The following is a 13,287-nucleotide window of genomic DNA, read 5'->3' on the forward strand; positions in this document are numbered from 1 at the left end:
CCACACCCGCGCTTGCTGACACAATCAGGAATCATTATCATTCCAGGTTTTGTTACAAATCATTAAAAGCCAGCGCGCGCGCCTGCAGCCACCATGCAAACCCTTCCGGCCACCTCCATCCGCTTCGCCCTTCGTCCCCGCCCGCTGTCCCTGCTGATCTGTGCCATCGCGGGCACGATGCCGCTTGTCTCGGCCGCACAGGCCCAAGCACAAGCTCAAGCCCAGGCGCCGGCGGCGTCGGTCGAAGCGGGCAGCCTGAATGCCGTGGAGGTCCGGGTCGACCGTATCAAGAGCGACCTGGTCAACCCGATGCGGCAGGTCACGGTGATCGAGCGCGAGGAGCTGGACGAACTGCGCACGGGTTCGACCAACCTTGCCACCATGCTGAGCAAGGTCATCCCGGGCATGGCCGATTCCAGCCGCACTGTGACGGATTTCGGCCAGACGCTGCGCGGGCGCAGCGCGCTGGTGCTGGTCGACGGCATCCCGCTGAACACCAACCGCGACTCGGCGCGCAACCTGGCCACCATCGACCCCAGCAACATCGAGCGCATCGAGGTGCTGCGCGGCAGCAGCGCGCTCTACGGGGCGGGCGCCAGCGGCGGCATCATTTCGATCACTACGCGCCAGGCCGGCGGGCCGCCGAGCGCGGATACCACGGTGACGCTGGGCACGCCGCTGACGCGGCTGAGCAAGGAGGGGCTGAGCGCCAACGTGCAGCAGCATTTCTCCGGCAGCCAGGGCCCGATCGACTATGCCTTCCACCTGGGCGCGCAGCGCATCGGCAGCCCCTACGATGCCGAAGGCCACCGCATTGCGCCGGAGCCCAGCCAGGGCGACCTGTTCGATTCCAACGTCTACAACCTGAGCGGCAAGCTGGGCTGGCGCATCGACGGCCAGCAGCGCTTGCAGCTGAGCGTCAGCCGTTACCAGGCGAAGCAGAACACCGACTATGCGTCCGATCCGTCGGTGGCCCGTGCGCCAGCCGGCTCCACGGCCGCACGTGCGATCCGCGGCCTGCAGCTGGACAACCAGAACGAGCTGCGCAATACCGTGGTCAACCTGGACTACCAGCACCAGGACCTGTTCGGCAGCACGGTATCGAGCCAGTTCTACTACCGCGACTATTTCACGCGTTTCCCGCCCTTCGATGCGCGTGCGGTGGCCACGCGCGGCGGCAATGTCGACCAGATCAGCCAGAACAGCGACGTGTTCGGCGGGCGCCTGACCATCAGCACGCCGCTGGGCCAGGCCAAGGCCACCAAGCTGCTGTGGGGCGCCGACTACAACCAGGAGCGCAGCGACATGCCGCTGGACCTGTTCGACCCGCGCGCCTACGACAGCAGCGGCGGGCTGGTCTTCAACCGCATCGGCACGGCCACCTACATGCCGCCGCTGACCACGCGCAGTGGCGGCATCTTCGGCCAGCTGCAGCACAAGTTCAGCGAGCAGTGGTCGGCCGAGGGCGGCCTGCGCTATGAGCGCGCCAACGCCAGCTTCGATGATTTCGTGCCGCTGTCGCAATCGCGCGCGAGCAACCCGGCCACGGTCAAGGGCGGCACGGTCAACTATGGCGCCTGGCTGTTCAACCTGGGCGCGGCCTATGCGCCGGTCAAGGGACAGGAGTTCTATGCGTCGTTCAGCCAGGGCTTCCAGCTGCCGGACATCGGCCTGCAGATCCGCAACGCGCGTGCCGGCTTCGATATCAATTCGTCCAGCCTGGATCCGGTCAAGACCAACAACTACGAACTGGGCTGGCGCGGCGCGCTGGGCAATACGCTGGCGAGCGTGGCGCTGTTCTACACCACGTCCAAGCTTGGCGACGTGCAGAGCTTCAACAACGGCCTGATCCTGACCCGCACCGAAGAGCGCATCGCGGGCGTGGAAGCGGCCGCCGACTACCGCTCGGACGACGAGCGCTGGGGCGCGGGCGGCACCATCACCTGGATCAACGGGCGCGAGCGGCCGCAGGGCAGCGCCGGCCTGCAAGACATGACCGGTTATCGCATTCCGCCGCTCAAGGTCACGGCGTACCTGCAGTTCCGTCCCGTCAGCCAGTGGAGCAACCGCGTGCAGCTCAGCTACTACGCCAGCCGCGATTACCGGCTCAACGGCCAGAACAGCTTCGGCCGACGCGAGGTCGGCAGCTATACCACCGTGGACCTGATCAGCCGCTATGAACTGACGCGCAAGGATACGATCACGGTCGGCATCGAGAACCTGTTCAACCGCAACTACTACCCGCTGTACAGCCAGCTGCTGCGCAACAGCAACAACACCAGCCGGCTGCCGGCGGCGGGCATCACGCTGACGGCGATGTACCAGCACCGCTGGTAAGCGGTGCGGCGTGGCTGGCGGCGCCCGGCGCCGCCAGCCACGGCCTTAGTCGAGCGTGATCTTGCCCGCCTTGACGATCTCCGCATAGCGCCTGGTATCGCGCTCGATCAGCTTGCGGAACTCCTCGGGCGTACCGCCGACCGGCACAAAGCCAAGGTCGGTGAGCTTCTTCGTGACTTCCGGGCTGCGCGTGGCCGCGGCGATTTCCCGGGCCATGCGCGCGACGATCGGCTGCGGCGTGCCGGCCGGCGCCAGCAGTCCGGTCCATGAACTCATGACGAAGCCGGGAAAGCCGGCTTCTTCCATGGTCGGGATATTGGGCTCGCCCGGCCAGCGCTTGGCCGAGGCGACGGCCAGCACGTTGATCTTGCCGGACTTGACGTGCGGCATCGGCACCAGCAGCGGGTCGAACGCCACCGAAACCTCACCGGATACCAGTGCCGGCAGGATCGGCGCGCTGCCGTTGTAGGGCACGTGAGTGAGCTTGAGCTTCGACTCCATCGCCAGGCGTTCGCCGGTCAGGTGGGCGGAACTGCCGACGCCGCTGGAGCCGAAGGTCAGCGTGTCGGGATGCTTCTTGCCGTAGTCGACCAGCTCGGCCACGGTCTTGACCGGCAGCTTCTTGCTGGCGAACAGGAACAGCGGCAGCTCGGCCATTTCAGCCACCGGCACCAGGTCCGCGGGCTTGTAGCTGAGCTTCGAATACAGCGACATGTTGGCGCTGTAGGCGGCCAGCACCGAGACAAAGGTGTAGCCGTCCGGCGCCGAGCGCGCGGCCACGCCGACGCCCAGGGTGCTGTTGGCACCGGGCTTGTTCTCGATGATGATGGGCTGGCCCAGCCGTTGCGAGACCTGCTCGAACACGACCCGCGAGACCGTGTCGGTGGAGCCGCCCGGGGTGTAGGGAACGATCACCTTGATCGGCTTGGCCGGCCATGCGTCGGCGGCGAGGGCAGTGGGGGCGGTGTGGAGGGCGGCCACGCCGGCAGCGGCGAGGGCGATGGAACGCGCGCTGCGCGCGACGCGATGCTTGATGCTGGACTTCAACTACGTCTCCTTCTTTGGCATGCCTGGCAATCCCCTGGCGGGGCCTGCGGCCGGAGATCCGGCCGGCCAATTATGCGGGACGCAGTCTGTGCGGTGCCGCACCGGATGCGGCTGAATCGCGGACGTGGGCCATCCAATGTGCGATAGCCGAACCAGGCCGGCCGCAGGGATCGTCAGAATTCGTAGTTGACCGACAGGTCGAACACCGCGTTGGTGCGCTTGCGCGTGATCGGGCTGTCCGCCGCATCGCCGGCCAGTTGCGACACGGCCACGTCCGAACTGGCAAACCAGTGTTTGGCGAAGTACCACACCGACGTCACGCCGAAGCCGTATGACTTGATCCCGCCCCGCGCGTGGTACTGCGGCCGGCCAGCCCGCGCCTGCGCGGCGCTGACGCCGTACCAGGCGTTCATGTAGCGCGAGTCGGCCAGCGTGACGGTGGGGCCGGCGAACCAGAAGAACTTCTCCGAGCTGCCGGGCAGCGGCATATAGGCGCCGATGTCGCCGATCCAGCCGTCGCTGCCGCCCAGGCTGCGGCGCGCATCGATGCGCAGCACCAGCGGGAATTCCTTCGAGACTGCGTATTCTGCGAAAAGCTTGCCTTCCGGCGCCGGGTTGATATTGCCCATGCCGTCCAGGTGCGGCGAGTCTTCCTGCCCGCGCCGGCCCAGGTTGTAGGTGAGGGCGATGCCGGCGCGCCAGTTCCTGCCGCGCAGCAGGTTCACGCCCAGCCCTTCCCCGATCGAGGCAAAGGCGAGGTCGCGGTAGCGGATATCGATGCTGGGGCCGCCGATCACGATGTACTCGGACGAGCCGTCGTAGCGCGGCCGCAGCATCGCGGCGGCGCCAAGCCGGACCTGCCAGTCGGGGATGTCGTCCTGGAACAGCTTCTGCAGCGGGATGCCGGCGGAGAACTGCCATTCGGCCAGTGGTGCCGGCGTCTGGGCGCTGGCCGGGCCCGTGGCCAGCAGCGCGCCGATGGCCAGCAGCAGGGCGATGCACGAGGAAGTACGCGGTGGAATTCGCTCGGTCACGGCAGCCTCCATGCCCGCATGGCGGGCGGCCAGGTTGCGGGCGCGGGGCCCGTGGACGACATCTTTCCACCGGATCGCGGCGGGCGCAACCACTGGCGCAGCCAGCGCGGCGCCGCAGGTTCCTGCCTGGTGACGGGAGGGCGTTCAGTCGAGCAGCTTGTCCAGCGTGATCGGCAAGTCGCGCACGCGCCGGCCGGTGGCGTGGTACACGGCATTGGCAATCGCCGCAGCCACGCCGACGATGCCGATCTCGCCGATGCCCTTGGTGCCCAGGGCGTTGATATGCGGATCGTCCTCGTCCACCACCGTGACCTCGATGGTGCCGATGTCGGCATTGACCGGCACGTGGTATTCTGCCAGGTTGGCGTTGGCGACGCGCCCGGTGGCCAGGTCGAGCTCGGTCTTCTCGTGCAGCGCCATGCCGATGCCCCAGACGATGCCGCCCATCAGCTGGCTGTGCGCGGTCTTGCGGTTGAGCAGCCGGCCGGCGCCGTAGCTGGCCACCACGCGGTGGACGCGGATCTCGCCCAGTTCCGGGTCGACGCGGACTTCGGCAAAGACCGCGCCGAAGGCGTGCATGGAATACGCCTGGCGCTCCTTGCCGGGCTTGGTGCTGGCCCGGGCTTCGATCGCTCGCCCGCCCGCACGCCGGATCGGCGCGGACATCGGTTCGCGCTGCGCCACATCCGAGCGGTGTTGCGAGCGGCGTTGCAGCCAGCCATCGACGATCTCGACATCTTCCACCGGCGCGCCGGACAACGGCGAGGCGGTATCGGCCACGGCCTGGCGGATCAGTCGCAGCCGTGCCGCTTCGGCCGCCTGCTGTACGGCGGGCGCGACGCTGGCCACGGACTGCGAACCGCCCGACACCGGCGCCTCGGGGAAGGCCGTGTCGCCCAGTTCAAAGCGCACGCGTTGCGGCGGCAGGCCCAGCGCATCGGCGGCGACCTGCGTCATCACCGTATAGGTGCCGGTGCCGAGGTCTTGCGAGCCGGTGCGTACCAGCGCCGTGCCGTCGGGCAGCAGGCGCACCATCGCGCTGGCCGGTGAGCGGTAGGTGGGATAGGTGGCGGTGGCCATGCCCATTCCCACCAGCTTGCCGTCGGCGCGCATCGAGCGTGGGGCCAGATCGCGGCGCGCCCAGCCGAAGCGCTCGGCGGCGTCGCGATAGCACTCGCGCAGCGACTTGCTCGAGAACGGCAACTGCTTGTCCGGATCGGTGTCGGCGTGGTTGCGCAGGCGCAGCGCAACCGGGTCGACGCCCAGCCGCTCCGCCAGTTCATCGAGCGCGCATTCGAGTGCGAAGCTGCCAGGGGCTTCACCCGGCGCGCGCATGAAGGTGGGCGTGCCGATGTCCAGTTCGACCAGCCGGTGGCTGGTTTGCACGTTGGCGCAGGCGTAGAGCCGGCGCGTGATCAGCGCGGCGGATTCAAGCCATTCCTCGATCGCCGAAGTGCATGCGGTCACGTCATGGCGGAGCGCGTGCAGCGCGCCGTCGGCCGCCGCGGCGGCGAACACATGCTGCTCGGTAAACGGCCGCCCGCCCACCGGGCCGAACATCTGGGTCCGTTCCACCACCAGCCTGACCGGGCGGCTGACCTGCCGCGCCGCCATCGCGGCCAGCACCACGTGCGACCACACCGAGCCCTTGCAGCCAAAGCCGCCGCCCACGTACGGGCAGATCACGCGCACCTTGTCGGTGGCGATGCCGAACGCGGCCGCGACGGTCTTGCGCACGCCGGTGACATATTGCGTCGCGTCGTACAGGGTCAGCTGGTCGCCGTCCCACGCGGCGAGGGTGGCGTGCGGCTCCATCGGGTTGTGGGTTTCCATCGGCGTGGTGTAGACCGCGTCGATCACGGCTGCGGCGCCGCGCCGGCCCGCATCGGGATCGCCGCGGCGGCTGTCGGCGGATTCGTCCTCGTCAGGCTTGCGTGCCCGCGCGCGCGCCTGCGCGAAGTCCAGCACGGCATCGGCCGGCCGGTATTGCACCGGCAGGCAGCGCGCGGCATCGCGGGCCTGCTCGAGCGTATCGGCCACCACCACCGCGATGGGCTGGTTGTTGTAGTGGACCGTGGTGTCTTGCAGCAGGCTCATCACGTGGCCGGCGGTGGGGATGTCCGCGGCCGCCTTGCCGGCCCTGGGCAGGTGCGGGGCGTTGAACGGCGTCAGCACCAGCCGCACGCCCGGCATGCGTTCGCACGCGGCGGTGTCGATGGCGACGATCTCGCCGCGGGCAATGGCGCTGGTCACCATCACCGCATGGACCAGTCCCGGGAGCGTGTGGTCGGCGGTGTAGCGGGCGCTGCCGGTGACCTTCGGGATGCCGTCGACGCGGTCGAGCGGGGTGCCGGTAACGCTCATGCCGAAGTTCCTCCGCTGGCAACCTTCAGCGCCAGAGCGACCGCGCGCTGCGCCAGGCTGATCTTGAACGCGTTGTGCGCATACGGGTGCGCGCCGTCGAGCAGCAGCCGCGCCGCGTCGGCCGCGCTGTGCGCGCTCAGCGGCCGCCCGGCCAGCGCGCGTTCCGCCGCGGGCACGCGCCAGGGCTTGTGCGCCACGCCGCCCAGCGCCAGCCGCGCGCTGTGCACCAGCTTGCCGTCGAGTTCGAGCGCCGCGGCGACCGAGACCAGGGCGAAGGCAAAGCTGGAGCGGTCGCGCACTTTCAGGTAATGCGCATGGGCGGCGTAGGGCGAGGGCGGGAGGTCGATGGCGACAATCAGCTCGCCGGGTGCCAGCATGGTGTCGCATTGCGGGGTGTCGCCGGGCAGGCGATGAAAGTCGCCGATCGGGATACGGCGCTCGCCGGTGGTCGCGCGCACCACGATCACGGCCTCGAGCGCGGCCAGCGCCACGCACATGTCGGACGGATGCACGGCAATGCAATGCTCGCTGGCGCCGAGGATGGCGTGGATACGGTTGATGCCGTCGCGCGCGCCGCAGCCCGAGCCGGGCTTGCGCTTGTTGCAGGCCGGAAAGCCCAGGTCATAGAAGTAATGGCAGCGGGTGCGCTGCAGCAGGTTGCCGCCCACCGTGGCCATATTGCGCAACTGCCCCGAGGCGCCCGACAGCAGCGCCTGCGCCAGCAGCGGATAACGTTCGCGCACCAGCGCATGGTTGGCCGCATCGGTGTTGCTGGCCATCGCGCCCAGGCGCAGGCCGCCATCGGGCAGCGCCGTGATCTGGTCCAGCGGCAGCCGGCTGACATCGACCAGTAGCCGCGGCGCTTCCACGCCGGCCTTGACCAGGTCCAGCAGGTTGGTGCCGCCGGCGACATAGCGGGCGCCCGGCTGGCTTCCCAGGCGCATGGCCTCGTCGACCGAGCCCGGCCGTTCATAAGCGAAAGGATTCATACCGGGCCCTAGCTGCCGTCGCCGTTGCCGCAAGCTGCGCGGACCGCGGCGACGATATTGGGGTAGGCGCCGCAGCGGCACAGGTTGCCGCTCATGCGCTCGCGGATCTCGTCGTCACCGAGCGGCAAAGTCGCGGGGCTCAGCGGCCGCACCGCGCTGGCATGGCCGGCCTGCGCCTCGGCCAGCAGGCCCACTGCCGAGCAGATCTGGCCGGGGGTGCAGAAGCCGCACTGCAGCGCGTCGTGGGTGACGAAGGCCTGCTGCATCGGGTGCAGGGTGTCGCCGCTGGCCAGGCCTTCGATGGTGGTGATGTGGCGGCCCTCCTGCATCACCGCGAGCGTCAGGCAGGCGTTGATGCGGCGGCCGTCGACCAGCACCGTGCAGGCGCCGCACTGGCCGCGGTCGCAGCCCTTCTTGGCGCCGGTCAGGTGGAGGATTTCACGCAGCGCGTCGAGCAGCGTGCAGCGCGGTTCCAGCTGCAGCGTGCAGGGCTTGCCGTTGACATGGAGCGTGAACGGGCGGGTGGCCGCGCCTAACGGGACGGTGGTGCTGCAATGGGCCGGAACGTTGTCTTCGGACATGGGCGAGCCTTCTGTCGGCGTCCCGGCATGTCGTCAGGAGGCGCCGGGAATACCGGAAGGCTGCAAGTTCAGTGCCGGGCAGCGCCCCGGCCATGGCGCCGCGGGGCAGTATGGCAACACGGTGCGGCAAGCGTCAAAAACGCCACGCCGTGCGTGTAGAAATTACGCTGGGCCGTACGTGGGGCGATACCTTGCGCCACAAACAGAAACGGCGCCCGAAGGCGCCGCCATGAGGCCGTGTGGGACCGGGCTCAGCCCTTCAGCACGCTGCCGATGGCCTTGGCCACGATGCCGACATTGCGCTCGTTCAGCCCCGCCACGCACATGCGGCCCGAGCGCAGCAGGTACACGCCGTGCTGCTCGCGCAGGCGCTCGGCCTGGTCGGCGCTCAGGCCAGTGTAAGTGAACATGCCGCGCTGGGTCAGGTAGCGCGACAGCGCCTCGCCGCTGACATGGTCGCGCAGGTGGTGGTGGATGGCCTCGCGCATGCGCGCGATGCGGCCGCACATCTCGGCCAGTTCCTGTTCCCACAGCTGGCGCAGCTCGGGCGTGGTCAGCACCTTGGCCACCACGCGCGCGCCGTGCGTGGGCGGGTTGCTGTAGTTGGCGCGCACCGCGCCGGTCAGCTGGCCCAGCACGTTCGATGCCTCGGCCGCGGTGTTGCAGAACACGCTCAGGCCGCCGCAGCGCTCGCCGTACAGCGAGAAGTTCTTCGAGAACGAATTGGCCAGCAGGCAGGGCACATCCTGCGCCACCAGTTCGCGGATGGCGAAGGCGTCGTCCTCCAGGCCGGCCCCGAAGCCCTGGTAGGCCATGTCGACGAACGGCAGCAGCTGGTTGGCCTTGAGCAGCGCGATCAGCTGGCGCCACTGGTCCTGGTTCAGGTCGACACCGGTCGGGTTGTGGCAGCAGGCGTGCAGCAGCACGATGCTGCCGGCCGGGATCGCGCGCAGCGCGTCGATCATGGCGTCGAACTTCAGGCCGCCGGTGGCGTCGTCATAGTACGGGTAGGTATTGACGGTGAAGCCGGCGCGCTCGAACACCACGCGGTGGTTTTCCCAGCTGGGGTCGCTGATCCACACCTGCGCCTGCGGGTAGTAGCGCTTGAGGAAATCGGCACCCACGCGCAGCGCGCCCGAGCCGCCCAGCGTCTGCAGCGTGGCGATGCGCCCGGCGGCGCGCGCGGGCGAGTCCTCGCCGAACACCAGCGCCTGCACGGCGTTGCGGTAGGCCACCAGCCCCGACATCGGCAGGTAGGGGCGCGGACCCATGTCGGCCAGCAGCGACGCCTCGGCCTGCGCCACCGCCTGCATCACCGGCAGGCGGCCGTCGTCGTCAAAGTAGATGCCGATGCTGAGGTTGACCTTGTCGGTGCGCGGGTCGCGCTGGAAGTCCTCGTTGAGCGAGAGGATCGGATCGCCGGGAAAGGCCTCGATGTGTGCGAACATGGGATGCGATGGAGTTGGGTCGGGGGCGGCTGCCGCGGCGCAAGACGCCGCGCAGCCCGGGATTTTAACCGGCGGCGCCCACAGGCTGCAGGCGCCAGCCTGGCTGGGGGCCGGTCAGCGCAGCTGCTGCGCGGCCACGCCGGCTTGCAGCGCGGCGCCGGCCTTCTTCTGGCGCACCAGGTAGCTCACGCCGAGCACCACCAGCCACACCGGGATCAGGTACACCGAGAGGCGCAGGCCTTCGGTCAGGTACATCACCACCAGGATGCCGGCCAGGAACACCAGGCACAGGTAGTTGGTCAGCGGATAGCCCCAGCTCTGGAACGCCGTGGCCTGTCCTGCCTTGCGCTTGTCGGCGCGGAACTTCAGATGGATCAGGCTGATCATGGCCCAGTTGATGATCAGCGCCGACACCACCAGCCCCATCAGCAGCTCGAAGGCCTTGCCCGGCATGAAGTAGTTGATCACCACGCAGGCCGCGGTGGCGACCGCCGAGAACGCCAGTGCCGTCAGCGGGATGCCGCGCTGGTTGACCTTGAGCAGCGCCTTGGGGGCGTTACCCTGCTTGGCCAGGCCGTACAGCATGCGGCTGTTGCAGTACACGCCGCTGTTGTAGACCGACAGCGCCGCGGTCAGCACCACCACGTTCAGCACGTTGGCCACCCAGTTGCTGTTGAGCGCGTGGAAGATCAGCACGAACGGGCTGCCGCCGGTGACCACGTTCTCCCACGGATACAGCGACAGCAGCACCGCCAGCGCGCCCACGTAGAAGATCAGGATGCGGTAGATCACCTGGTTGGTGGCCTTGGGGATGGTCTTCTCGGGCGAGTCCGCCTCTGCCGCGGTGATGCCCACCAGCTCCAGGCCGCCGAACGAGAACATGATCACCGCCATCGCCATCACCAGGCCGCCCATGCCGTTGGGGAAGAACCCGCCGTGCTGCCACAGGTTGGCCACGCTCGCCTGCGGGCCGGCATTGCCGGACATCAGCAGGTAGCCGCCGAAGCCGATCATGCCGATGATCGCCGCGACCTTGATGATCGAGAACCAGAATTCCATCTCGCCGAAGGACTTCACGCTCGCCAGGTTGATCGCGTTGATGATGACGAAGAACGCCAGCGCCGAGACCCAGGTGGGAATCTCCGGCCACCAGTACTGCACGTAGATGCCCACGGCGGACAGTTCCGCCATGCTCACCAGGATATACAGCACCCAGTAGTTCCACCCCGACAGGAAGCCGGCGAAATGGCCGCAGTACTTGTCGGCGAAGTAGCTGAACGAGCCGGCGACGGGCTCGTCCACCACCATCTCGCCGAGCTGCCGCATGATGAAGAACGCGACGATGCCGGCGATGGCATAGCCCAGCAGGACCGAAGGCCCCGCCATCTTGATGGTCTGGGCGATGCCCAGGAAAAGTCCGGTGCCGATGGCGCCACCCAGGGCGATCAGCTGGATGTGCCGGTTCTTCAGCCCGCGCTTGAGCGAGCCGTCATTGTTGCTGGAATGCATGCAGTGTTTCCTCTACCCATTCTCATGGAATGCGGGCCCGCGCCTCTGGCTGTTGTCGGAGTCGGACGCTTGGGCCTGGGGGTCGTCACCGCCCGCGCGGCAGGGTGACTGCCGCGCGGGGGTGTGCGCGTTTCCGGGGCCGGCTCACCGTCAAAGGCGGCCGGTCAGGAACAGGTCGATGCCGGTCAGGCCTCGACCTTGAGCGTGCCGCGTTCGATCTGGTCGCGTTCCAGCGACTCGAACAGTGCCTTGAAGTTGCCTTCGCCGAAGCCTTCGTCGCCCTGGCGCTGGATGAACTCGAAGAACACCGGGCCGAGCGCAGTCTTGGAGAAGATCTGCAGCAGCAGACGGGGCTTGCCGCCTTCGGTGGTGCCGTCCAGCAGGATGCCGCGCGACTTCAGTTGCTCGACCGGCTGGCCGTGGCCGGGCAGGCGGGTGTCGAGCGCCTCGTAGTAGTAGTCGTTCGGCGCGGTCATCAGCGGCACGCCGGCCAGTTGCAGGCGGTCGATGACCTCGATCAGGTTGTCGGTCAGGAAGGCGATGTGCTGGATGCCCTCGCCGTTGAAGGCCATCAGGAACTCTTCGATCTGGCCGGCGCCCTTGGACGATTCCTCGTTCAGCGGAATGCGGATTTTACCATCCGGCGCGGTCATGGCCTTGGAGGCCAGGCCGGTGTATTCGCCCTGGATGTCGAAGTAGCGGATTTCGCGGAAGTTGAACAGCTTTTCGTAGAAATTGGCCCAATACGCCATGCGGCCACGGTAGACGTTGTGGGTCAGGTGGTCGATCAGCTTGAGGCCGTGGCCGACCGGGTGGCGGTCGACGCCCTCGATGAACTCGAAGTCGATGTCATAGATCGACTTGCCTTCCTCGAAGCGGTCGATCAGGTACAGCGGCGCGCCGCTGATGCCCTTGATCGCCGGCAGGCGCAGCTCCATCGGACCGGTCGGGATCTCGACCGGCTGCGCGCCCAGAGCCAGCGCGCGGGCATAGGCCTTGTGCGAATCCTTGACGCGGAAAGCCATGCCGCAGGCGCTCGGGCCGTGCTCGGCGGCAAAGTAGGCGGCGTGGCTGTGCGGCTCGCGGTTGACGATGAAGTTCACTTCGCCCTGGCGGTACAGCACCACGTCCTTGGAACGGTGCTTTGCCACCAGCGTGAAGCCCATCTGCTCGAACAGTGGCTCAAGCAGGTTCGGGGTGGGCGAGGCGAATTCCACGAATTCGAAGCCCATCAGCTGCATCGGATTGTCAAACAGGTCGGCCATGGCTTTCTCGGTAAGAACGTAGGGGCGGGAAATAATATTGTGGCTTCAGCACTTGCTTGCGCAGTCGCGCCGGGGCCAGCCGGCTCGGCACCGGACCCATGACGGCACGGGTTTGCGGTGCGCTTGCTTGGGATGCAGTGTATATTCGGGGCGGCAAAATTGGATTTCGTAAAACAGGCAGGGAAACCCTAGATTATGAAATTTGATTGCTTGAATTCATGAGATGAGGAAACCGAAGTGCAATCAATCGAGCTGGACCGCACCGATCGCCGCTTGCTCGGGGTGCTGCAGGAGAACGGGCGGGCATCCAACCTGGAACTGGCCGAGGCCATCGCGCTGTCGCCGGCGCAGACCTTGCGGCGCCACCGCCGGCTGGAAGAAGCCGGGCTGGTCAAGCGCTATGAGGCGCGGCTGGACGCCGCGGCGCTGGGCTTCGGCGTGGTCGCCTTTATCCACGTGACGATGGAGCGCGGACATATCCGCGACCTCTCCAACTTCAAGCGGCTGGTGGCGGAACTGGCGCAGATCCAGGAGTGCTTCTCGGTGACGGGCGACATCGACTACGTGCTGAAGGTGGTCGCGCGCGACCTGAAGTCGCTGTCGGATTTCCTGCTGGATACGCTGATGCGCATTCCGGGCGTCAGCGGCGTGAAGTCGAGCGTGTGCCTGGACGAGATCAAATGCACCAGCGCGGTGCCGATGGAGCCCTGAAG

The 13,287-nt window shown here is 67.8% G+C and carries 10 protein-coding genes; 2 read left to right on the top strand and 8 right to left on the bottom strand.

Translation table 11 applies throughout. The features are described 5' to 3' along the window. The first annotated feature begins 93 nt into the window (after window positions 1-93). Window positions 94-2,337 carry a TonB-dependent receptor gene (locus tag ACEI37_RS10370; protein WP_373376624.1) on the top strand — a complete coding sequence of 748 codons (2,244 nt, stop codon included), beginning with the start codon at window positions 94-96 and terminating at the stop codon, window positions 2,335-2,337. A gap of 45 nt (window positions 2,338-2,382) precedes the next feature. On the opposite strand, the gene ACEI37_RS10375 is transcribed toward ACEI37_RS10370, so the two are convergent. From ACEI37_RS10375 to hppD, 8 genes are all read right to left on the bottom strand, one after another. Next, window positions 2,383-3,384, bottom strand: a complete 1,002-nt coding sequence (locus ACEI37_RS10375; RefSeq protein WP_373376625.1) for a Bug family tripartite tricarboxylate transporter substrate binding protein — start codon at window positions 3,382-3,384, stop codon at window positions 2,383-2,385. A 173-nt stretch (window positions 3,385-3,557) separates the two neighbouring features. Next, the gene (locus ACEI37_RS10380) at window positions 3,558-4,430 is read right to left on the bottom strand and encodes a MipA/OmpV family protein (RefSeq protein ID WP_373376626.1); all 873 of its coding nucleotides are present in this window, start codon (window positions 4,428-4,430) and stop codon (window positions 3,558-3,560) included. A 132-nt stretch (window positions 4,431-4,562) separates the two neighbouring features. Further along, complete coding sequence (locus ACEI37_RS10385; RefSeq protein WP_373376627.1) at window positions 4,563-6,782, bottom strand: xanthine dehydrogenase family protein molybdopterin-binding subunit; 2,220 nt, start codon at window positions 6,780-6,782, stop codon at window positions 4,563-4,565. Then, a complete protein-coding gene (locus ACEI37_RS10390) occupies window positions 6,779-7,771 on the bottom strand; it encodes a xanthine dehydrogenase family protein subunit M (protein WP_373376628.1) in 993 nt (330 codons plus the stop codon). The genes ACEI37_RS10385 and ACEI37_RS10390 overlap by 4 nt, the downstream gene beginning before the upstream one ends. 8 nt (window positions 7,772-7,779) lie before the next feature. Continuing rightward, a complete protein-coding gene (locus ACEI37_RS10395) occupies window positions 7,780-8,352 on the bottom strand; it encodes a (2Fe-2S)-binding protein (RefSeq protein WP_373376629.1) in 573 nt (190 codons plus the stop codon). A gap of 251 nt (window positions 8,353-8,603) precedes the next feature. Next, window positions 8,604-9,800 (bottom strand): amino acid aminotransferase, encoded by a 1,197-nt coding sequence (locus ACEI37_RS10400; RefSeq protein WP_373376630.1) that lies wholly within the window; start codon window positions 9,798-9,800, stop codon window positions 8,604-8,606. A 114-nt stretch (window positions 9,801-9,914) separates the two neighbouring features. Then, window positions 9,915-11,309 (bottom strand): amino acid permease, encoded by a 1,395-nt coding sequence (locus ACEI37_RS10405; protein WP_115683173.1) that lies wholly within the window; start codon window positions 11,307-11,309, stop codon window positions 9,915-9,917. A 185-nt stretch (window positions 11,310-11,494) separates the two neighbouring features. Then, window positions 11,495-12,574 (bottom strand): 4-hydroxyphenylpyruvate dioxygenase, encoded by a 1,080-nt coding sequence (gene hppD, locus ACEI37_RS10410; RefSeq protein ID WP_373376631.1) that lies wholly within the window; start codon window positions 12,572-12,574, stop codon window positions 11,495-11,497. A gap of 237 nt (window positions 12,575-12,811) precedes the next feature. Here hppD and ACEI37_RS10415 point away from each other — a divergent pair, with 237 nt between their 5' ends. Continuing rightward, window positions 12,812-13,285 (top strand): Lrp/AsnC family transcriptional regulator, encoded by a 474-nt coding sequence (locus ACEI37_RS10415; protein ID WP_025581629.1) that lies wholly within the window; start codon window positions 12,812-12,814, stop codon window positions 13,283-13,285. The last annotated feature ends 2 nt before the right edge of the window (window positions 13,286-13,287 follow it).

The organism is Cupriavidus nantongensis (assembly GCF_041726985.1).
GTDB lineage: Bacteria > Pseudomonadota > Gammaproteobacteria > Burkholderiales > Burkholderiaceae > Cupriavidus > Cupriavidus nantongensis_A.

Coding starts and splice junctions, on each gene's coding strand:
- ACEI37_RS10380 (WP_373376626.1), bottom strand. CDS start 4,430: ATGGAGGCTGCCGTGACCGAGCGAATTCCACCGCGTACTTCCTCGTGC.
- ACEI37_RS10405 (WP_115683173.1), bottom strand. CDS start 11,309: ATGCATTCCAGCAACAATGACGGCTCGCTCAAGCGCGGGCTGAAGAAC.
- ACEI37_RS10385 (WP_373376627.1), bottom strand. CDS start 6,782: ATGAGCGTTACCGGCACCCCGCTCGACCGCGTCGACGGCATCCCGAAG.
- ACEI37_RS10400 (WP_373376630.1), bottom strand. CDS start 9,800: ATGTTCGCACACATCGAGGCCTTTCCCGGCGATCCGATCCTCTCGCTC.
- ACEI37_RS10370 (WP_373376624.1), top strand. CDS start 94: ATGCAAACCCTTCCGGCCACCTCCATCCGCTTCGCCCTTCGTCCCCGC.
- hppD (WP_373376631.1), bottom strand. CDS start 12,574: ATGGCCGACCTGTTTGACAATCCGATGCAGCTGATGGGCTTCGAATTC.
- ACEI37_RS10395 (WP_373376629.1), bottom strand. CDS start 8,352: ATGTCCGAAGACAACGTTCCGGCCCATTGCAGCACCACCGTCCCGTTA.
- ACEI37_RS10390 (WP_373376628.1), bottom strand. CDS start 7,771: ATGAATCCTTTCGCTTATGAACGGCCGGGCTCGGTCGACGAGGCCATG.